At 71.0% G+C, this 18,807-nt stretch carries 18 protein-coding genes; 12 read left to right on the top strand and 6 right to left on the bottom strand.

Annotated features, from left to right (window positions below; all coding sequences use genetic code 11):
- Positions 1-3 precede the first annotated feature (3 nt).
- Positions 4-1,467, bottom strand: coding sequence for an NAD-dependent succinate-semialdehyde dehydrogenase (locus tag ABD716_RS07200; protein ID WP_344775294.1), 1,464 nt, complete (start codon positions 1,465-1,467; stop codon positions 4-6).
- Between the two features lie 79 nt (positions 1,468-1,546).
- Positions 1,547-3,250, bottom strand: coding sequence for a thiamine pyrophosphate-binding protein (locus tag ABD716_RS07195; RefSeq protein WP_344775292.1), 1,704 nt, complete (start codon positions 3,248-3,250; stop codon positions 1,547-1,549).
- A gap of 189 nt (positions 3,251-3,439) precedes the next feature.
- Here ABD716_RS07195 and dacB point away from each other — a divergent pair, with 189 nt between their 5' ends.
- The gene (gene dacB, locus ABD716_RS07190) at positions 3,440-5,122 is read left to right on the top strand and encodes a D-alanyl-D-alanine carboxypeptidase/D-alanyl-D-alanine endopeptidase (protein ID WP_344775290.1); all 1,683 of its coding nucleotides are present in this window, start codon (positions 3,440-3,442) and stop codon (positions 5,120-5,122) included.
- A gap of 116 nt (positions 5,123-5,238) precedes the next feature.
- The gene (locus ABD716_RS07185; RefSeq protein WP_344775288.1) at positions 5,239-5,841 is read left to right on the top strand and encodes an isochorismatase family protein; all 603 of its coding nucleotides are present in this window, start codon (positions 5,239-5,241) and stop codon (positions 5,839-5,841) included.
- 138 nt (positions 5,842-5,979) lie between these two features.
- On the opposite strand, the gene ABD716_RS07180 is transcribed toward ABD716_RS07185, so the two are convergent.
- On the bottom strand, positions 5,980-7,437 hold the full coding sequence (locus ABD716_RS07180; RefSeq protein ID WP_344775286.1) for an aldehyde dehydrogenase (NADP(+)): 1,458 nt from the start codon (positions 7,435-7,437) through the stop codon (positions 5,980-5,982).
- A 50-nt stretch (positions 7,438-7,487) separates the two neighbouring features.
- Here ABD716_RS07180 and ABD716_RS07175 point away from each other — a divergent pair, with 50 nt between their 5' ends.
- From ABD716_RS07175 to ABD716_RS07160, 4 genes are all read left to right on the top strand, one after another.
- Positions 7,488-7,970 carry an NUDIX hydrolase gene (locus tag ABD716_RS07175; protein WP_344775284.1) on the top strand — a complete coding sequence of 161 codons (483 nt, stop codon included), beginning with the start codon at positions 7,488-7,490 and terminating at the stop codon, positions 7,968-7,970.
- An 87-nt stretch (positions 7,971-8,057) separates the two neighbouring features.
- On the top strand, positions 8,058-8,984 hold the full coding sequence (locus ABD716_RS07170; RefSeq protein WP_344775282.1) for an ABC transporter ATP-binding protein: 927 nt from the start codon (positions 8,058-8,060) through the stop codon (positions 8,982-8,984).
- Positions 8,981-9,829 carry an ABC transporter permease gene (locus ABD716_RS07165; protein WP_344775280.1) on the top strand — a complete coding sequence of 283 codons (849 nt, stop codon included), beginning with the start codon at positions 8,981-8,983 and terminating at the stop codon, positions 9,827-9,829. Before ABD716_RS07170 ends, ABD716_RS07165 begins: the two co-directional genes overlap by 4 nt.
- Positions 9,826-10,650, top strand: coding sequence for an ABC transporter permease (locus ABD716_RS07160; protein ID WP_344775278.1), 825 nt, complete (start codon positions 9,826-9,828; stop codon positions 10,648-10,650). The genes ABD716_RS07165 and ABD716_RS07160 overlap by 4 nt, the downstream gene beginning before the upstream one ends.
- Before the next feature lie 9 nt (positions 10,651-10,659).
- Here ABD716_RS07160 and ABD716_RS07155 read toward each other — a convergent pair whose 3' ends face one another.
- Both ABD716_RS07155 and ABD716_RS07150 read right to left on the bottom strand, forming a co-directional pair.
- The gene (locus ABD716_RS07155; protein WP_344775276.1) at positions 10,660-12,519 is read right to left on the bottom strand and encodes an ABC transporter ATP-binding protein; all 1,860 of its coding nucleotides are present in this window, start codon (positions 12,517-12,519) and stop codon (positions 10,660-10,662) included.
- Positions 12,520-12,617: 98 nt separating this feature from the next.
- Positions 12,618-14,024: an MFS transporter gene (locus ABD716_RS07150; RefSeq protein WP_344775274.1), complete on the bottom strand. Its 1,407-nt coding sequence runs from the start codon at positions 14,022-14,024 to the stop codon at positions 12,618-12,620.
- A gap of 189 nt (positions 14,025-14,213) precedes the next feature.
- Between ABD716_RS07150 and ABD716_RS07145 the strand changes: the two genes are divergently transcribed.
- From ABD716_RS07145 to ABD716_RS07120, 6 genes are read left to right on the top strand one after another with little or no spacing between them, the layout of a single operon-like run.
- Positions 14,214-14,666: a DUF2269 family protein gene (locus ABD716_RS07145; protein WP_344775272.1), complete on the top strand. Its 453-nt coding sequence runs from the start codon at positions 14,214-14,216 to the stop codon at positions 14,664-14,666.
- 46 nt (positions 14,667-14,712) lie between these two features.
- Complete coding sequence (locus ABD716_RS07140) at positions 14,713-15,015, top strand: hypothetical protein (RefSeq protein WP_344775270.1); 303 nt, start codon at positions 14,713-14,715, stop codon at positions 15,013-15,015.
- Positions 15,015-16,364 (top strand): hypothetical protein, encoded by a 1,350-nt coding sequence (locus ABD716_RS07135; RefSeq protein WP_344775268.1) that lies wholly within the window; start codon positions 15,015-15,017, stop codon positions 16,362-16,364. Before ABD716_RS07140 ends, ABD716_RS07135 begins: the two co-directional genes overlap by 1 nt.
- The gene (locus ABD716_RS07130; protein WP_344775266.1) at positions 16,361-16,996 is read left to right on the top strand and encodes a hypothetical protein; all 636 of its coding nucleotides are present in this window, start codon (positions 16,361-16,363) and stop codon (positions 16,994-16,996) included. The genes ABD716_RS07135 and ABD716_RS07130 overlap by 4 nt, the downstream gene beginning before the upstream one ends.
- Positions 16,993-17,607: a hypothetical protein gene (locus tag ABD716_RS07125; RefSeq protein ID WP_344775264.1), complete on the top strand. Its 615-nt coding sequence runs from the start codon at positions 16,993-16,995 to the stop codon at positions 17,605-17,607. The genes ABD716_RS07130 and ABD716_RS07125 overlap by 4 nt, the downstream gene beginning before the upstream one ends.
- A complete protein-coding gene (locus tag ABD716_RS07120) occupies positions 17,604-18,266 on the top strand; it encodes a hypothetical protein (RefSeq protein WP_344775262.1) in 663 nt (220 codons plus the stop codon). Before ABD716_RS07125 ends, ABD716_RS07120 begins: the two co-directional genes overlap by 4 nt.
- On the opposite strand, the gene ribH is transcribed toward ABD716_RS07120, so the two are convergent.
- Positions 18,238-18,753, bottom strand: a complete 516-nt coding sequence (gene ribH, locus ABD716_RS07115; RefSeq protein WP_344775260.1) for a 6,7-dimethyl-8-ribityllumazine synthase — start codon at positions 18,751-18,753, stop codon at positions 18,238-18,240. The two genes, ABD716_RS07120 and ribH, sit on opposite strands and share 29 nt — an antisense overlap.
- Positions 18,754-18,807: the final 54 nt, after the last annotated feature.

The following is an 18,807-nucleotide window of genomic DNA, read 5'->3' as shown; positions in this document are numbered from 1 at the left end:
ACCTCAGTCGACCGGTAGCAGCGTGTACTTCGTCGACAGGTACTCGTGGATGCCCTCGAAGCCGCCCTCGCGACCCACGCCCGACTGCTTGACGCCGCCGAACGGCGCCGCAGCGTTCGAGAGCACGCCGACGTTGAGTCCCATCATGCCGGTCTCGAGGCGGTCGATCATGCGGTGGCCGCGAGCGAGGTCCTGCGTGAACACGTAGGAGACGAGCCCGAACTCGGTGTCGTTGGCGAGGCGCACGGCGTCGTCCTCGCTCGAGAACGTCGAGATGGCGAGCACGGGCCCGAAGATCTCCTCCTTCAGGATCGAGCTGCCCGGCTGCACCCCCGTGAGCACGGTCGGCTCGTAGAACGTTCCGGGGCCGTCGACGCGGTTGCCGCCCGTCGTGACGGTGGCGCCGCGGCGTGCGGCATCCGCCACCAGCTCGGATGCCTTGGCGACAGCATCCTCGTCGATCAGCGGGCCGATCGCGACGCCGTCCTCCGTGCCGCGCCCGATCTTCATCGCCTGAACGCGCTCGGTGACCCGGCGCGCGAACTCGTCGGCGACCGACTCGTGCACGATGAAGCGGTTGGCGGCCGTGCAGGCCTCGCCGATGTTGCGGAACTTCGCGGCCATGGCGCCGTCGACCGCCTTGTCGAGGTCGGCGTCCTCGAAGACCACGAACGGGGCGTTGCCGCCGAGTTCCATCGAGACGCGCAGCACGCCCTCTGCGGCCTGCGCGATGAGCTTGCGGCCGACCTCGGTCGAGCCCGTGAACGACAGCTTCCGCAGCCGCGGGTCGGCGATGATCGGCGCGGCCACCTTCGATGACGACGACGAGGTGACGACGTTCACGACACCGGCCGGCAGACCCGCCTCGACGAGCAGCTGCGTGAAGAGCACGGTCGTGAGCGGCGTCAGCTGCGCGGGCTTCACGACCAGCGTGCACCCCGCGGCGAGTGCCGGAGCGATCTTCCGCGTCGCCATCGCGAGCGGGAAGTTCCACGGCGTGATGAAGAACGACGGGCCGACCGGGCGCTGGGCGACGATGATGCGGCCCGTCCCTTCCGGGTTCAGGCCATAGCGGCCGGTGATGCGCACCGCCTCTTCCGAGAACCAGCGCAGGAACTCGCCCCCGTAGGCGACCTCGCCGAGCGCCTCGGCGTAGGGCTTGCCCATCTCGAGCGTCATGACGAGCGCGAGGTCCTCCTTGCGCTCCTGCACGAGCTCCCAGGCGCGGCGCAGGATCTCGCTGCGCTTCCGCGGCGGCGTGTTCGCCCAGTCGTCCTGCGCAGCGACGGCCGCGTCGAGGGCGCGGATGCCGTCGTCGGGCGTCGCGTCCGCAATCGAGCGGATGACCTCGCCCGTCGCCGGGTCGCGCACGTCGAAGGTCTGCCCCGACGACGACTCGACCCACTCACCGCCGATGAACAGCCGATGCTCGACCGAGGACAGCAGTGCGCTCTCGCGCTCATTCATGATTCGTTCCCTTCTGCCACTACGAATCATGCCCGCCATCGGGCGGATTCACCGGTCGCGGCGTCCGCAGGGCGGGCTGTCACGAGTTCGCGCGGATGACCTCGTGCTGGTACGGGGCGATCACCTCGCCGTCGATGCGCAGGTCGAGCACCAAGAACGGGCGAGCGGATGCCGGCGCGGCGGCCCACTCGGCGAGGCGCTCGAGGTCGCCGAGCTCGCGCACGACGACGCCCTCTGCGCCGAGCGCGCGCCCCAGCGCGGCGAAGTCGACCTCGGGGATCAGCATCGGCTCGCGCGCGAGCCCCTTGAGCCCGTAGAGGTTCACCTCGGCGCCGTACGCGCCGTCGTTCCAGAACACGGCGAGCCCGCGACCGCCGGCGGTGCGCACCGCGGTCTCGAAGTCGGCGAGCGCCATGAGGCCGCCGCCGTCGCCCGAGCCCAGCACGACGGTCGTCTCGTCGCCGGTGGCGGCCACCGCGCCGGCGACGCTCGGCAGCCCGAGCCCGATCGACTGGTAGGCCGTGCCGACCATCACCATGCGGTTCGGCTCGGCCACCGGCCAGAACATGTTCGGCCAGGCGAGGAAATGGCCGCCGTCGGTGACCACGACCCGGTCGTCCGGCAGCAGCTCGGCGAGGCGGGCCGCGACCGTGCGTGGGTCGAGCCGACCGCGTGCGGTGCGTCCGTCGGCCGCCCCCGGTTCCTGGGCCCGCAGCGCGGGTGCGTCGATGGTCTCGCGCCAGGGGGTTTTGCGCCCGCCGCCGACAGCTGCGTCTGCGCCGGGGGACGCAAACGTCGGGCGCGGCAACAACTCGTGGGCATCCGCCAGCAGCTCCGCGACCAGTCGCGCGTCGCCGCGCAGGAAGTCGCCGACTCGCGGGTGGGTCGCGGTGGGAGCGGTGTCGACCTGCACGACGTGGGCCGCGGGCGAGAACAGCTCGCCGAAGCGCATCGTGAACTGGTTGAGCCCCGCGCCGAAGACGACGGCGACGTCGGCTTCGCGCACGAGCTCCATGGCAGCGGGCGCGCCGAAGCCCCCGGTGACGCCGAGGTCGTAGCGCTGCTCGGGGAAGACGCCCCGCCCGAGGGCCGTGGTGGCCGTGACGGCGCCGGTGGCCGCGGCGAGGCGGCCGAGCGCCGCTCCGGCGCCTGCGAGCCATGCGCCGCGCCCCGCGAGCAGCAGCGGGCGCTCGGCGTCGGCGAGCGCGGCGGCGACACGGTCGATGGATGCCGCGGCGAACGCGGTCGGAGCGAGCGGCCCTGGCAGCGTCAACTCGGGAAGCTCGGGCACGGGGCCGACCTCGCGCGTCACGACGTCGTAGGGCAGCGCGAGCACGACGGGCACCTGGTACGACAGGGCGTGCTCGAGGGCGATCACGGTGGTCGCGGCGGCATCGAGCCGCCCCACGGTGTAGGTGCGCGCCCCGACGGCCGAGGCGAGTGCGATCTGGTCCACGTCCCATGCGCGGGGGCCCGAGGTGGGCTCATCGCCGACGACGACCACGAGCGGGATGTGGGCCTGCGCGGCCTCGGCCAGCGCGGTGAGCGTGTTGGTGAATCCGGCGCCGTAGGTCGTCGTCGCGGCGGCGATGCGGCCGGAGACCCGGAAGTGCGCGTCGGCGGCGACGACGGCACCGGCCTCGTGCCGCACGGCGGTGTACGTGGCATCCGTCTCGCGCAGCAGCGCGTCGAGGAAGTAGGCGTTCCCGTTCCCCATGACGCCGAAGACGTGGCTGACGTGACGGGCGAGGGCGATGGCGACGTGCTGGGCGGCGGTGGGCATGGCGAGGCCTTTCGAGACGTGAACGGATGCGGGTTTCCGTATGTGTCTCGCGAGCGCTGCACGCGCGCTTCGTGCCCTTTTTTCGAGCACCGGCTGGCCGGACACTGCCATGTTACGGCGACGCCAGCGCAGCGGATGCGCCGCAGCGCTCGCCGCGGCCGCCCAGGATCGCCTCGCTACACTCTTCGGGTGACCGACCCGAGAGACCCCTTCGGTGACGAGTTCCCGCCCACCGAGCCGTTCACTCCGCTGAACACCGACGAGCGCGCCGTCGTCGAACAGCCGACGGCGCCCATGGCGGCGCCCGTGGGCTCCGGTTCTCTCGGCGGCTCACCCGACGCCCCCGCCACGGCGCGAATGGAGTCCGTCGAGCCGATCATCGTCGACCCGGCGACCGGCCCGAAGACGCCGAGCGCTCCGGCGCGCGCCTGGGCGGGCATCCTCTCGTCCGTCCGCACGCACCCCCGCAGCTGGATCGCCGCCGGCGCGACCGCCGCGGTGCTCGTCATCGGCGGGGGCTCGTTCGCAGCGGGCGCCGCAACGGGCGCCCCGCCGCAGCCCGCCGCGCTGAAGGCGCCTGTGCACAGCGCCAGCCCGACGGCATCCGCCACGCCCACCTCGACCCCGACGCCTACCGGGCGCCCCGTCGCGAACCCGGCCGCGCCGGCGACGGCGCTCAAGACCTGCTCGGTCGCCGGCCCCGCCTCCGACGGGCGCCTCGGCACCCTCGAGGCCCAGGTCGTCGACGCCAAGACCGGCCAGGTGCTGTTCGACCGCAACGGCAGCACGGCCGCGCCGACCGCGAGCGTCATGAAGACGATCACCGCGGGCGCCGCGCTCACGGCGCTCGGTGCCGACTACCGGATCTCGACGACCGTCGTGAAGGGCTCGCAGCCCGGTCAGGTCGTCATCGTCGGCGGCGGCGACCCGACGCTCAGCGCGGGCCACGGCTCGTGGTTCCAGGGCGCACCGACGCTGACCGACCTCGCCGACCAGGTCAAGAAGGCCTGGGCAGACGACCCCGCCAACGACGGCCAGCCGATCACCTCGGTCGTCGCCGACGCGACGCTCTTCGGCGGCCCGATGTGGCAGTCCAGCTGGGACGAGCAGGAAGAGCGCGCGAGCCTCGGCTCGACCGCCTACATCGCGGCGCTGATGGCCGACGGCGACAAGAACGACCCGACCAAGCTGCAGACGCCGCGCGGCACCGACCCTGTCGGCGACGCGGGCAAGGCCTTCGCGCAGGATCTCGGCGCGAACTACGACGGCGAGGCGAAGGCGCCGCAGGGCGCGGCCCAGCTCGGTGTCGTGAAGTCGCAGCCCGTGTCGGCGCTCGTGACCGAGGCGCTGCAGAACTCCGACAACACCGTCATGGAGATGCTGGCGCGCCTCACCGCCATCACGGAAGGCGCCGGCAACACCTTCGGCGCGATCGACGCAGGCGACACCGCCGCGCTCAAGACGATCGGCGTCGACCTGTCGGGCCTCACGATCATCGACGGCTCGGGGCTTTCGGCCGACAACCGCGTGCCGCCGTCGTTCTTCTCGGGTTACCTCACGAAGGTGCTGAACCGTGAGAACGGCCTCGGCGTCATCTACGACGCCCTGCCGATCTCCGGTCAGTCGGGCACGCTGACGCAGGGCTACGGTCGCTTCGTCGGGGCATCCGCGGTCGCCGTCGGCAAGATCCACGCGAAGACGGGGTCGATCAACGGCGCCTACACGCTCGCGGGCGTCATCGACGCGAAGGACGGCTCGAAGCTCGTCTTCTCGATCTACGCCCTCGGCAATGTCGGCGACAGTGCCCGCGGCGCGATCGATGCGCTGGCGGCCGCGATCTACAGCTGCGGCGACAACCTGTCGAACAGCTGACGCCGCGTCGCGCGGGGGGCTTCTGCCCCCGCCGCCGGAGTTTCTGCGTCCGCCGCCGACACCTGCGTCCGCCTTCGCGGACGCAAATGTCGGCCGCGGGCGCATAACCTGAGGTCATGAGCCGCGCCCTGCTGATCGTCGACGTGCAGAACGACTTCACCGAAGGCGGGTCGCTCGGCGTCGCGGGCGGCGCGGCCGTCGCGGCCGGGATCACCCGCCTGCTCGACGAGCGCGGCGACGCCTACGACCTCGTCGTCGCGAGCCGCGACTGGCACGACGGCGGGAGCGACAACGGCGGCCACATCTCCGACCACCCCGACTTCGTCGACTCCTGGCCGCCGCACTGCATCAGCGGCACGCCCGGGGCCGAGTACCACCCCGCGCTGGCATCCGATCGCATCGACGTGCACATCAAGAAGGGGCAGGGCAAGCCCGCCTACTCGGCGTTCGAGGGTGCCGACGACTTCGGCAAGGGCATCAGCGAGGTGTTCCAGGCGCACGGCGTGACCGACGTCGACGTGGTCGGCATCGCGACCGACCACTGCGTGCGGGCGAGCGCGCTCGACGCCCTGCAGGACGGCGAGCGGGTGCGCGTGCTCACCGACCTGATCGCGGGCGTGGCGGATGCCTCGTCGGCCGCCGCCCTGCAGGAGCTGGCTGCCGCGGGCGCCGAGCTCGTGACGAGCGACGCCGTCGGTGCCGCGCCCTCTGCCGAATAGCCGGTCGTCACGAACGCGGCTTATCCGCGCGCGTGGGCCGCGTTTTCGACGACCGGGCGAGCGGCTCAGCGGCGGGTCGTCACAAACGTGCCTCATCCGCGCGCGCGTGCCGCTTAGGCGACGACCGGGGGTCAGCGGTCAGCGGGCGGGCTGCAGGGCGCCGTCGACGCGGCGGGCGATCCCCCAGGGGTTCGATTCCTGCAGCGCAGGGGGCAGCGCCGCATCCGGCACGTCCTGGTAGGCGACCGGGCGCAGGAAGCGGCCGATCGCCGCGGTGCCGACCGAGGTGGTCGCCGGGGCCGTCGTCGCGGGGAACGGCCCGCCGTGCTGCTGCGCGTAGCTCACCGTGACGCCGGTGGGCCAGCCGTTCCAGAGCACCCGCCCGGCGTGGCCCGCGAGGGTGCGCAGCAGGGCGGCCGTGTCCTCGCCGTCTTCGGCGTGCACGCCGGCCGTGAGCTGGCCGCCGATGCTCGCCGCGATCGCCTCGAGCTGCTCGGGGGAGTCGTACTCGACGATCACGCTCGCGGGGCCGAACATCTCGTGCTCGAGCAGCTCGGGCGCAGACAGCACCCGCTCGGCCGGGGCGCGGAACACCGTCGCCTCGGGAGCGCCCTCGGCACCCGGCAGGGTCGTGAGCGGCTCGACCCCGTCGACCGAGGCGAACTCGTCGCGCGAGCGCTCGAACGAGGCCCGCAGCGAGTCTGAGAGCATCTCGTGGGGCGGCACGGGCGAGGCATCCGCGAGGCCCGCGACGAGCTCGTCACGCGAGGTCGCCGGCACGACGAGGTAGCCGGGCTTCGTGCAGAACTGCCCCATGCCGAGCGTGAACGAGCCGACGAAGCCCGCCAGGATCGCGTCGCGCCGCGCGGCCCACGCGCCGGGCGTGACGAACACGGGGTTGGTGCTGCCGAGCTCGCCGTAGAACGGGATCGGCTCGGGCCGGTCGGCGGCGAGGGCGGCGAGCGCCTGGCCGCCGCGAGTGGATCCGGTGAACCCCACCGCCTTGACGAGCGGATGCTGCACGAGAGCCGGCCCGTCCTCATAGCCCTCGACGAGCGCGAACAGCCCGCTCGGAGCGCCGACCGCGCGCAGCGCCTCGACCGCGAGTCGCGCGGTCTCGCGCGCGAGCCGCGGATGGGCGGGGTGCGCCTTGTGCACGACGGCGCAGCCGGCGGCGAGCGCCGAGGCGCTGTCGCCGCCCAGCACGCTGAACGCGAAGGGGAAGTTCGAGGCGCCGAAGACGCCGACGACACCGAGCGGCTCGCCGACGCGGCGGATGTCGGGTCGCGGACCCATGCCCCAGCCCGGGTCGGCGTGGTCGATGGTGGCGGCGAAGGGGTCGCCGCTCGCGGCATCCGCCCCGAGCAGTCGCAGCTGGAACGCGGTGCGCGTGAGCTCGCCGGTGAGGCGCACGATGGGCAGGTGGCTCTCGTCATGGGCGAGGGCGACGAGGTCGTCGGCATGCGACTCGAGCGCGTCGGCCAGGGCCTCCAGCCAGGTGCGGCGGGTGGCGGGCGAGACCTCGCGTGCGGCCTCGAAGGCCGATTGGGCTGCGGAAACGGCGGCGTCGACGGTGAGCGTCTGGGTGTCGGTCACGCTTCCACACTAGGGGCGCGGGCGCGATCCGGTTTGGCTAGGGTCGGATTGTGCCGACTCCCCAATTCGTTCTGCGGCTGCGCGAGAAGATCGGGCACCAGGAGCTCTGGCTGAGCGGGGTCACGGCGGTCGTGCTGCGCGGCGAGGGCGACGAGCGCGAGGTGCTGCTCGTGAAGCGCGCCGACAACGGCGAGTGGACGGCCGTGACCGGCATCGTCGACCCCGGCGAGCCGCCCGCCGTAGCGGCCGAGCGCGAGGTGCTCGAAGAGACCGCGGTCACCGCCGTCGCCGAACGGCTCGCGCGCGTGCACGTCGAGGACCGCGTGGTCGTCTACGGCAACGGCGATCGCTCGCGCTACCTCGACCTGACGTTCCGCTGCCGCTACGTGTCGGGTGAGCCGTTCCCCGCCGACGGCGAGAACACCGCGGCGCAGTGGTTCCGCCTCGACGCGCTGCCCGACATGCGCGACGACCACAGGGCGCGCATCGAGATCGCGGCGTCCGACGACGTCGCGGCGCGCTTCCAGCGCTGATTTCCGAGGGGGATGCCTCGGCCGGGCATCCCCGGCGACCACGCCGGCTCTCGCCCGATGTCGGTGGCCCCCGCTACCTTGGTGGCCATGCCCGCACCGGTGATCGTCGCACGTGACCTCGAGAAGTCGTTCGGCGATGTCGCGGCGGTCGGCGGGGTGTCGTTCGAGGTCGCTCAGGGCGAGTCGTTCGGGCTGCTCGGGCCGAACGGCGCCGGCAAGTCGACGACCATGCGCATGGTCGGCGCGGTTTCGCCGCGCACGGGCGGCGAGCTGACGATCCTCGGGCTCGACCCCGACCGGCATGGGCCCGAGATCCGCTCGCAGCTCGGCGTCGTGCCGCAGACCGACAACCTCGACTTCGAGCTGCCCGTGCTCGACAACGTGATCGTCTACGGCCGCTACTTCGGCCTGCCGCGGAAGCTCGTGAAGCAGCGCGCGGCCGAGCTGCTGCGGTTCGCGCAGCTGACCGAGAAGGCGAAGACGCGCATCGACGACCTCTCCGGCGGCATGAAGCGCCGGCTCACGATCGCGCGGGCGCTCATCAACGACCCCAAGATCCTGCTGCTCGACGAGCCGACGACGGGGCTCGACCCGCAGGCGCGGCACATCCTCTGGGACAGGCTGTTCCGGCTGAAAGAGCAGGGCACGACGCTCGTGCTGACGACGCACTATATGGACGAGGCCGAGCAGCTCTGCGACCGCCTGATCGTCGTCGACCATGGCCGCATCATGGCCGAGGGCACTCCGCAGTCGCTCATCCGCCAGTACTCGAGCCGCGAGGTGCTCGAGCTGCGCTTCGGTTCAGAGCGCAACGCGGCCGCCGCCGAGTCGCTCGGCGGCATCGGCGACCGGGTCGAGGTGCTGCCCGACCGCGTCCTGATCTACGCCGACGACGGCGAGGCGGCGTCCGTCGCCGTGCGCGCCCGCGGGCTCGAGGCGCTCACCTCGCTCGTGCGGCGAGCGTCCCTCGAGGACGTGTTCCTGCGGCTCACCGGGCGGAGCCTGATCGAATGAGCGCGATCCCCGTGTCGGCGGATGCCGCGGCCGAGCTCGCCCGGCGCGCTGCCGCGCGCCCGCGCCGCTTCGGCGCCTACTTCGTGTTCGAGCACCGACTGACGCTCGCCCGCCGGCTGTGGTCGTCGAACATCGTGCCCGCACTCGGTCTGCCCCTGCTCTATCTGTTCGCGATGGGGCTCGGGCTCGGCGCTCTGATCGGCGGCGGCGCGGGCGCGCACGACCTGGGCGGTGTCTCGTACCTCGTGTTCGTCGCACCCGCGCTGCTCACGGCGGCCGCCTTCCAGACCGCCTCAGAAGAGTTCATCTTCCCGATCCGACTCGGCTTCAAGTGGAATCCGACCTTCTTCGGCATGAACGCGGCGCCGCTGTCGCCCGGCCAGATCATCGACGGCAACGTGCTCTACACGAGCACCCGCATCGTCGTGAACAGCCTGATCTACTACGTGCTGATGGTCGCCTTCGGTGCGGCGCCGTCGGGGTGGGGCATCCTCTCGGTCCTTGCCGCGCTGCTCACCGCGCTGTCGTGCGGCGGCCCGCTGTGCGCCTACATCTCCTCGCTCGACAAAGACGCGAGTCAAGAGACGCTCGTGCTCAGGTTCATCGTCATGCCGCTCACGCTGTTCTCCGGAACGTACTTCCCGCTCGCGCTGATGCCGATCTATCTGCAGTGGATCGGGTGGGTCTCGCCGCTGTGGCATGGCACGCAGCTCGCGCGCGACGCGACGTACGGGCTGGGTGAGCCGGCGTGGCTCATTGCGGTGCACGTCGCATACCTGGTCGTGACCTTCGTCGTCGGGTGGCGGATCGCCCGGCGGCTCGCGGGGAAGAAGCTGAACAAGTGAGCGCGGTCGAGGCCGGCACCGGGGCGGGGCGGCCGTCGCGGCTGCTGGGGGCGGTGTTCGCCGGGAATCCGGGTGCGGTGATGGCCCGCAGCTGGACGGCGACGAAGACGACGAACTGGCTCGTGGTGGTGTCGGGGTTCCTCGAGCCGGTGCTCTACCTGCTGTCGCTCGGTGTCGGGCTCGGCAAGCTGATCGGCACGGTCGACACGGGCGGGCAGCACATCAGCTACGCGGCGTTCATCGCGCCGGCGCTGCTCGCGACCTCGGCGATGAACGGGGCCGTGATGGATTCCACGTTCAACGTGTTCTTCAAGCTCAACTTCGGGAAGCTCTACGAGGGCATGCTGGCGACGCCGCTCGGGCCGCTCGACGTCGCGCTCGGCGAGATCATGATGGCGCTGCTGCGCGGTGCCCTCTACGGCCTCGCGTTCCTCGGGGTGATGTGGGCGGTCGGCCTCAACCTGTCGTGGACGGCGTTGCTCGCGTTCCCCGCGCTGCTGATCATCGCCTTCGGCTTCGCGAGCCTCGGCATGGGCGTCGTGAGCTTCATGAAGACCTTCACGCAGCTCGACTGGATCTTCTTCGTGCTGCTGCCGATGTTCCTGCTCTCATCGACGTTCTTCCCGATCACGGTGTACCCGCGGCCGGTGCAGCTCGTGATCGAGTGCCTGCCGCTGTGGCACGGCATCGAGCTCGTGCGCGGGCTCACGACCGGCGTCATCACGACGGCGCTGCTGTGGCACGTGCTCTACTACGCCGGCATGATCGCGGTCGGCCTCGTGCTGACGACGACGCGGCTCAAAGCCCTGTTCCTCAAATAGCGGCGTGCCTCAGACCAGCAGCTGGTGCTTCGCGAGCTCGCGGTAGAGCGGCACGGCGGCCACGAGCTCCGAGTGCGTGCCGACCCCGACGACCTGGCCGTGGTCGAGCACGACGATCTGATCGGAGTCGACGACCGTCGAGAGGCGGTGGGCGATCACGATCATCGTGCGGTCTTCGGCGACCGCGTCGATCGCCTCGCGCATGAGCTGCTCGTTGCGGCCGTCGAGCGACGAGGTCGACTCGTCGAGCAGCAGGATCGGCGGAGCGGCCAGCAGCGCCCGTGCGATCGCGAGTCGCTGGCGCTCACCGCCCGAGAGCATGACGCCCTCTTCGCCGACGGGCGCGGCGAGGCCGAGCGGCGACCGCGCCAGCACCTCACCGAGGTTCACGGCCTCGAGCACGCGACGGCACTCGTCATCGGTGGCGTCGGGGGCGCCGAGGGTGAGGTTGTCGCGCAGCGAGCCGGCGAGGGCCGGGGCATCCTGCTCGACATAGCCGAGTTGCGCGCGCAGCTCGTCGCGCGGAAGGTCGGCGATGTCGACGCCCCCGAGGCGGATGCTGCCCGCGGTCGGGTCGTAGAAGCGCTCGATGAGCGCGAGCGTGGTCGACTTGCCTGCCCCCGAGGGGCCGACGAGGGCGGTGCGCTTCCCCCGTGGCACTTCGAACGACACGTCATGCAGCACGAGGGCCGGGTCTCCATTCGGCTTCGCCGAGTCGACCGGCGAAGAGGCCGCCGAGTCGACCGGGTAGGCGAACGACACCCGGTCGAAGGCGAGGGCCGGGGCATCCGCCCGCAGCTGCGCGAGCGAGGCAGATCGCGCATCGTGCGCGTCCTCGCCCGGCAGCGCGATGATCTCTTCGATGCGGCCGAGGGCGCCGAGCGCCGAGTTCACGGACGTGATCGCGCCGAACGCGTTGCCGAGCGGCATGACCAGCATGAACAGGAAGATGATGAAGGTCACGAGGGAAGCCACCGAGATGGCGCCCGAGGCGACGCGGTAGCCGCCGATGCCGAGCACCACGAGGAACGACACCTGCAGGGCGATGCCCGCGACCGGCACGACGAGGGCGGAGATGCGGGCGACCTGGATGCCCATCTGCCAGGCGCCGCGCGCGTCGTCGTCGACGGCGGCGATCTCGCGCGCGGTGGCTCCGGCGGCGCGGATCGTGCGCACCGATGAGATGGCCCGCTCGACGGCGGCGGTGAGGTCGCCGACCTTCTTCTGAGCGCGTGCCGACGCCGTACGGATGCGGCCGGACAGCAGCACGACGACGACCACGGACACTCCGATCACGAGCACCGTGAGCCCGAGCAGCACGGGGTCGATGATCGCCATGCCGACGAGCGCACCGAGGAAGGTCAGCGCCCCGCCGATCGCATCGATCAGCCCCTGGGTGAGCACGGCGCGCAAGGCCGTGGAGTCGGCGCCGACGCGGCTGACGAGGTCGCCCGTGCGGCGGCGGTCGAATTCAGCGATCGGCAGGTTGAGCAGCCGGGCCACGATGCGGCGGCGCGACGAGAGCACGACGCCCTCGCCGGTGCGCTGCAGCAGGTAGTGCTGGTACCCCGAGATGATGCCGGCTACGACGACCAGCGCGACCAGCGCCCACACGAGCCAGCCGAGCGGGCTCGCGTGCTGCACGCGGGTGATCACCTGGTTGACGAGCAGCGGCTGCGCGAGCGAGGCGGCGGCCCCGAGCACCGAGAGCGCGATGACCCAGGCGAGCACGCGCCTGTGCTCGGTGAGATAGGGCAGCAGCTGCCGGAACGAGGCGCGCGGCCCGTCGTCGGCGGGGCGGCGACCGAAGCCGCGGCGGGCGGGTCGGGCGGGTGCGGGGGAGGCGGAAGGTGCGGCGGCGTCACTCATGGCGTGCCGATTCTAAGTTTCGAGCTTGCGTGCGCGCAGACAGCCGGATGCCCCGAGCCGCGGCCCGGGGCATCCGTGGATCTCGATGCGAACGCGCGCTACGCGAGTTCGTTGTGGTAGTCGACGTCCTTCGTCTCGCGGCCGATGATCAGCGCGATCAGCGTGAGCACGCCCATGACGGACAGATACAGGCCGACGAGCCAGGTGCGACCGGATGCCGCGCCCCACAGCGCCACCGCGATGATCGGCGCGAGGGCCGCGCCCAGGATCGAGGAGATGTTGTAGGCGACGCCGGAGCCCGTGTAGCGCACGTTCGCGGGGAACAGCTCGGGCAGCAGCGCGCCCATGGGCCCGAAGGTGATGCCCATCAGGGTGAAGCCGATCGTCAGGAACGCCTGCACGAGCGCACCCTCGAAGGTCGCGTCGGAGCGCGGGGTGAGGAACAGCTCGAAGGTGAGGCCGAACACGATGATCGCGATGGTCACGCCGATGAGCAGCTTCTTGCGGCCGATGGTGTCGGCGATCGGGCCCGAGATCAGCGTGAAGACGCCGAAGAAGATCACGCCGAGGATCTGCATGAGCACGAAGTGCACGTAGGGGATGCCGAGGCCGGGCACATACGACGCGGCGTCGAATGACGTTCCGGCCTTCGCCGCAGCGGTGGCCGCGGCGTGCGCGGGCAGGCGGGTGCCGTAGCTCAGCGTGAAGGTCGTCATGAGGTAGAAGACGACGTAGGTCGCGAGCATGTAGAAGGTGCCGAGAACGACGCCCTTCCAGTTGCGGGCGAGCAGCGAGCCGAGCGGCAGCTTCACGATCTTGTTCTCGGAGACCGTCTTCTGGAAGGTCGTCGACTCGACGAGGCGCAGGCGCACCCAGAGGCCGATGATGACCATCACGGCCGAGAAGATGAACGGCACCCGCCAGCCCCAGGCGAGGAACGAGCCCGGCCAGATCGTGTTGATTACGAGGAAGACCGCGTTCGCGATGATGAAGCCGATCGGGGCGCCGAGCTGCGGGAAGGTGCCCCACCAGCCGCGCCGGCCGGCGGGCGCGTTCTCGGTCGCGATGAGCGCCGCGCCCGACCACTCGCCGCCGAGGGCGAAGCCCTGCGCGAGGCGCAGGATGATCAGCATGAGGGTCGCCCACCAGCCGATGGAGGCATACGTGGGCAGGAATCCGATCAGGAACGTCGCGATGCCCATCGTGAGCAGCGACGCGACCAGGGTGCCCTTCCGGCCGATGCGGTCACCGAAGTGGCCGAAGAACATCGCGCCGATGGGGCGGGCGACCATGGCGGCGCCGAAGGTCGCGAAGCTTGCGAGCAGCGCGGTGGTCGGGTCGCCGGTCGGGAAGAACAGGGTGGGGAAGGCGAGGACGGCGGCCGTCGCGTAGGCGTAGAAGTCGTAGAACTCGACCGAGGTGCCGATGAGGCTGGCCAGGATGACCCGGCCGCGCGGATTCGCCGCCGTCGTGTTCGAGGCCTCGAGGGTTGCAGAAACAGACATTGATCCAGTGCGATTCGTGAGATGAGAAGACGGATGCCGGTTGCTGCTCGAGCCGGAAGGGGGTGCAGCCGGCGAGCTATGGCATCGGGACTTCGTCGAGTCGCTTGTGGCGGGTGCGAAGAACAACAGTCTACGCCTCTGCGACCGGCGCTTCGGCGTGCGGGGCCGCGCCGTCACTAGGCTGGCGGCATGGCTCACGTCTTCATCGCGCTGCACGTCATCTTCGCCGTCTTCATCATCGGGCCGATGGCTCTGCTTCCCCACACGGGGCTGCGCGCGTTGCGGGTGCACGACGCGAAGCAGGTGCGCGGGCTCGCGCGCTCGACCTCGATCTTCAGCTGGGCGTCGCTGATCGTGTTCGTGCTGGGCTTCGCGGCGCTCGGCACCGCTGACATCCCGTTCACGAGGCTGTGGGTGTGGCTGTCGGTCGTGCTCTATGCGGGCGCCTTCGTGCTGAGCGTCTTCGTCATCGTGCCGAATCTGAACCGCGGCGCGGAGGAGATCACGAGCGCGGGGGCGTCGCCCGCGGTGGAGGGCGAGAAGCTCGCCAGGCCGGCCGCTTACTCGGCCGTTGCCGCGACCGCCGGCGTGACGACGATCCTGCTCGTGGTCGTCGTGATCCTGATGGCGTTCCGCCCGTGATGCCGGCTCTCTGAGTCATACCCGAATCGCACTTTCCGGGGGATGAGTGGCCGACCTTCGCCTTGATCTCGGTGAACTGCGGCAGCTCTCTGCCGAGCTCGCATCGATCATCACAGACTTCGACGGTGTCGAAGCGCTCTCAGACTCGGTCGGCGCCTCGACAGGGCACGACCGGCTGGGCGACCGCATCAGCGAGTTCGCGCGCAACTGGTCGAAGCACCGCGCGCAGCTGGTGAAAGACGTGCAGACCCTGCACCAGTACCTCGACGATCTCACCAACGGCTTCACCGAGATCGACGAGAAGTTCGCGAAGGCGCTCGAGACCGACGACCAGACGGCGGCGAGCTGATGGCCGACGCGGAGTACGGACTGCTCAGCGGCGAGCCCGACGAGGTCGAGTCGCACGCCGCCAAGGTGGCGCAGGTCGCCGAGAAGATCGACGCCGCCGTCACCGCGCTGCGCAAGCTGCAGGGGCTCGACGGCATGCAGGGCAAGGCCATCGCGAAGCTCAGCGAGACGGCAGGCAAGGTCGCGGACGACATCGTGAAGGCGAAGGGCCGCTACGTCGCTGCCGGTGCGGCGCTCGCCGGCTACGCCCCGCAGCTGAGGCAGGCGAAGAGCGACGCGCATCGCGCGGCCACGCAGCTCGAGCAGCTGAACGGCCAGCTGGGCACGGCGAAGAAGAGGCAGTCGGATGCCGCAGACGCGGCTCAGACGGCGAGCGACGACGACGCGCAGCAGGCACAGCAGCAGAAGAGCCTGGCCGATGCCCACGTGGAAGGTCTGAGCTCCGACATCGCGAAGTGGCAGCGGGCCTGGCACCGGGCCGCGCAGTCGAAGGACGACGCGGGCAACTCCGCGGCCGACCAGGTGCACGACGCCGATCAGCACGACGGCCTCAAAGACGGCTGGCGCGACAAGATCTCTGCCGCGTGGCATGCGGTCACGTCTCACGTGAAGGACTTCCTGAAGAGCGACCTGTTCGACCACCTGCTGTCGGCGCTCGACATCGTCACGCAGATCCTCGGTGTGGTCGCGCTGGTGATCGCATTCATCCCTGGCGTCGACATCGCCGACTTCGGCCTCGGCCCCGTGCTGCTGGCGCTCACCGCACTCGACACGGCGGGCCACCTGGCGCAGGACGCCGCGAAGGGCGATGGCAAGGCGGCGATCGTCGACGGCGTGGTCGGCGCGGTCAGCATCTTCGGCGGCGGGGCCGTGAAGGTGCTCGCCAAGAACTTCGTCTCGGTCGCGCGACCCGCCGCGGAACTGGCGGAGAGCGGGGAGCTGACGAGCGGGGCGCGTGGCGTGTGGGACGTAGCCGAGGGCACGTATGAGAGCGTCAGCCCGCTCAAGTCCGTGCTGTCCAAGATCGGTTCGCGGGTGACGACGTTCAAGACCGGTCTCACCTCGGGCGCCAAGCTCGCGAAGGAGATCGGAGCCGACGGGGTCAAGGACCTGAAGGGCGCGCCGTTCGGCTGGGTGGTCGACGGATTCAAGGACCCCTATGCGATTCTCGGCACCTCCAAGGAGACGATCGAAGCGCTGAGCAGCTCATCTCTCCGAGCATCCAAGATGATTCCGCTCAGCCTCGCGCAGGGCGTGGTGAGCGCCGTCAAGATCAACGAGGAACGCGAGCAGGTTGCGACGGCACTCGGCTTGCCCGAGAACCCGTTCAACTCCGGAGCAGAAGAATGAATTTCGCCGAGTATGCCGCCTTGCCGATCATCGCCGACCTCGATTTCAAGCTTCAGCCGGGTTGGCGCGCTGTGCGTCCGGCCCAGCCGGCAGAGCCGTGGGCGAAGGACCTGGCGAAGCAACTCGCCGGTCGGCGCGGTCGCGCCGCGGTGAAGTCGCTTCAGGCTCAGCTCGAGGCGGTCCATGCGTCATTCGCGCGCCTCGAAGACCCTTACGGGCGGTTTGCGGTGCGGGTTCCGGATGAGAAGCCTCAGGTTGTCTGCACGCTGTTCTACAGAGGGAATTTCGCGCTCGACGAGAAGAGCGAGCTCGCGTCGGTGGAGGCGTACGAGCGAGTGTTGCACAAGCCTGACAGTGAGCCTGGCGCGCGGGTGGAGATCGTGAACGTGTGGCGTGAGACCGTTCCCGCGGGCGAGTACGCCGGCCAGTACAGCGTGATCCACTATCACGACCTGGCGACCGACGAGAAGCACGACGAGGAGCGCGTCTCGATCGGCCTGTTCCCGACCGGCTCGTCGCAGGTGCTCGAGATGGTCTACACGACCCCGGAGGTCGGGGCGAACACGGACCATCTGGTGGAGCTCGTGCGTGAGTCGATGGCGTCGATGACGGTGAGGCTGGCGCCGCAATGACCGACGCACAGGCATCCGTCGACTACGACTACGTGCTTCCCTTGCCCGGCACCTGGCTCTTCGCCGCCCTCGACGACGACGCACGGCTGAGGAAGGTCGTCGGCGAGGCCGTGAAGCGGCAGCTCGGCACCGCCGATCGCCGCGCCCGAGCGCGAGCCGCGCTGCGCGCCGAGGTGCTCACGATCGCGGCGGATGCCCGCACCGCCGGCGCCGAGGCGTTCGCGATGGCCTTCGAGCTGGTCGCGGGCATCCCGTTCGGCGCGGCACTGACGATCACGCGCTCGCCGTGGCCGACGGATGCCTTAGGCAGCGGTCTCTCGCCGCGTGATCGGATCCCGGCCGCATTCCCCGAACTCGAGCACGTCGAGTGCGGCGACGGTCTGGCCGCACGTCGAGTCACCGTCGCGACGACGACCGTGGACGGCGTCGACACCGCCACAGCCACGGTCGATTACCTCACGCCGACGCCCGATGAGCAGCTGTTCATCCTGACCTTCTCGCTGCCCAGCTGGCAGGCGCCGATCGAGGTCGCCGTGCAGCTGTTCGATGCGATCGTCGCGGCGATGCAGTGGCAGCGACGTGACCGGGCCGCCGCGGCGGCGCGCCGATGACCGACGCCGGGCGCAAGACCGGCGCCGCTGGTCCGTTCGGGGCCGTCCGACCGGCGCGCTACCGCATGCTGTGGTGGGCCGCCGTGCCGTACCTCGCCCTGATCGCACTGCCCGCCTACTTCCTCGCGCGGCGCGATGCGCCGGTGAGCGGCTCGGTGTGGCCGTGGGCGATCTCGGTCGTGCTGATCGTCCTCGGGCTGCTCTGGCTGCGACTGTGGCTGAGGGCACGGTCGCAGAAGCGCACGGTCAGACGGCTGCGGCCCGAGGCATCCGTTCTCATCTGCGCCCCGTCGCTCGACCTCGAGAACGGGCTGCGCGCCGGCGGTTATCTGAGCGGCAAAGTCCCGCCGTCGCTGCTGGCGACGCTCGACGCGAGCGCGCTCGAGCTGTGGCCGCGGCTCGCGGCGGCCGGCGAGCCGTTCGCGCGCATTCCGCTCGCCGACATCGCGGGCGTGCGCGCCGACCGGGTCAGCGTGGACGCCCCGCGCTACGGCGCAGGTGCCAACGTGTATGACTGGCGTGCGATCGTGGTTGTGCTGCGCACCGGCGGCACGGTGCCGCTCGCGCTCTATCGGCCGCTCGGAATCGGGGTCGCGAGCACCGCCGACGCGAACGCGCAGATCGCCGAGTTCACGGCGCGGGTGCCGCTGCTCCCGTGAGCGCCCGCGGTGTGCCGCGCAGTGCGCGCAGCGTGAGCGCGGTCGCCAGCGCGGCGTGCGCGGCCTCGGCGCCCTTGTCCTCCTTCGAGCCGGGCAGGCCCGCGCGGTCGAGGCCCTGCTGCTCGTCGTCGAGGGTGAGGACGCCGAACCCGACCGGCTTGCCGGTGTCGAGTGCGACGCGCGTCAGGCCGTCGGTGGCGGCGGACGACACGTACTCGAAGTGCGGCGTGCCGCCGCGGATGATCACGCCGAGCGCCACCACCGCGTCGGCCCCCGCCTCGAGGGCGGCCTTCGCCACCACCGGAAGCTCGAACGAGCCGGGCACGCGCACCAGTTCGTGCGTCGCGCCGGACTCGTCGAGCACGCGGGATGCGCCTGCGATGAGGCCGTTCGTGATCTCGTCGTGCCAGGTGCCCGCGACGACGACGACGGTGAGGCCGCTGCCGTCGACGGGGGAGAGCTGGGTGGGGGCGCCGGAACCGGCCATGGGAGGTGTCCTTTCAGGGGCGGGTCTGGTCTCGATACGCGCTGCGCGCTACTC

It is taken from the genome of Gryllotalpicola kribbensis, from assembly GCF_039538245.1.
Taxonomy (GTDB): Bacteria; Actinomycetota; Actinomycetes; order Actinomycetales; family Microbacteriaceae; genus Gryllotalpicola; species Gryllotalpicola kribbensis.
The sequence above is the reverse complement of the archived record's forward strand: the minus strand, read 5'-3'. Positions and strand labels throughout refer to the sequence as shown.

Excerpts from the sequence above, each read along its gene's own strand:
- ABD716_RS07200 (WP_344775294.1), bottom strand. The coding sequence starts at position 1,467 with ATGAATGAGCGCGAGAGCGCACTGCTGTCCTCGGTCGAGCATCGGCTG.
- ABD716_RS07195 (WP_344775292.1), bottom strand. The coding sequence starts at position 3,250 with ATGCCCACCGCCGCCCAGCACGTCGCCATCGCCCTCGCCCGTCACGTC.
- ABD716_RS07185 (WP_344775288.1), top strand. The coding sequence starts at position 5,239 with ATGAGCCGCGCCCTGCTGATCGTCGACGTGCAGAACGACTTCACCGAA.
- ABD716_RS07170 (WP_344775282.1), top strand. The coding sequence starts at position 8,058 with ATGCCCGCACCGGTGATCGTCGCACGTGACCTCGAGAAGTCGTTCGGC.
- ABD716_RS07165 (WP_344775280.1), top strand. The coding sequence starts at position 8,981 with ATGAGCGCGATCCCCGTGTCGGCGGATGCCGCGGCCGAGCTCGCCCGG.
- ABD716_RS07155 (WP_344775276.1), bottom strand. The coding sequence starts at position 12,519 with ATGAGTGACGCCGCCGCACCTTCCGCCTCCCCCGCACCCGCCCGACCC.
- ABD716_RS07150 (WP_344775274.1), bottom strand. The coding sequence starts at position 14,024 with ATGTCTGTTTCTGCAACCCTCGAGGCCTCGAACACGACGGCGGCGAAT.
- ABD716_RS07145 (WP_344775272.1), top strand. The coding sequence starts at position 14,214 with ATGGCTCACGTCTTCATCGCGCTGCACGTCATCTTCGCCGTCTTCATC.
- ABD716_RS07135 (WP_344775268.1), top strand. The coding sequence starts at position 15,015 with ATGGCCGACGCGGAGTACGGACTGCTCAGCGGCGAGCCCGACGAGGTC.
- ABD716_RS07130 (WP_344775266.1), top strand. The coding sequence starts at position 16,361 with ATGAATTTCGCCGAGTATGCCGCCTTGCCGATCATCGCCGACCTCGAT.
- ABD716_RS07125 (WP_344775264.1), top strand. The coding sequence starts at position 16,993 with ATGACCGACGCACAGGCATCCGTCGACTACGACTACGTGCTTCCCTTG.
- ABD716_RS07120 (WP_344775262.1), top strand. The coding sequence starts at position 17,604 with ATGACCGACGCCGGGCGCAAGACCGGCGCCGCTGGTCCGTTCGGGGCC.
- ribH (WP_344775260.1), bottom strand. The coding sequence starts at position 18,753 with ATGGCCGGTTCCGGCGCCCCCACCCAGCTCTCCCCCGTCGACGGCAGC.